This is a genomic window from Pseudomonas sp. Fl4BN1, assembly GCF_009908285.1.
Taxonomy (GTDB): domain Bacteria; phylum Pseudomonadota; class Gammaproteobacteria; order Pseudomonadales; family Pseudomonadaceae; genus Aquipseudomonas.
Genome location: NZ_JAAARM010000127.1, coordinates 1 through 411 on the forward strand (window position 1 = coordinate 1; position 411 = coordinate 411).

The 411-nt window shown below is 54.0% G+C and carries 1 protein-coding gene; it reads left to right on the forward strand.

Annotated features, from left to right (window positions below; all coding sequences use genetic code 11):
* On the forward strand, positions 1-411 hold a 411-nt coding region (locus tag GV818_RS33885), incomplete at both ends, for a hypothetical protein (protein WP_434738399.1).

The window sequence follows — 411 nt, forward strand, 5'->3', positions numbered from 1 at the left end:
GGTAACAACCGTGCCGAATTGGGCTGGACCATCCGCCTGACCAATAACGGCCAGTTTGATGGTCAGGTGCAGGTGACCGATCCGCAAGGCCGCCGTAATCTTGGTGGCAACGTCAATATCCGTAACTTCAACCTTGCGATGATAAACCCCATCTTTACCCGTGGGGAAAAAACAGCGGGGATGGTAAGTGCCAACTTGCGTCGGGGTGGTGATGTGCAAAGCCCGCAGTTGTTTGGTCATCTTCAGGTTACGGGGGTGGATATCGACGGCAACTTTATGCCGTTTGATATGCAACCAAGCCAGCTTGCGGTCAACTTTAACGGTATGCGCTCGACGCTTGCAGGTACCGTGCGGACCCAGCAGGGTGAAATCTACCTGAACGGTGATGCCGACTGGAGCCAGATTGAAAAC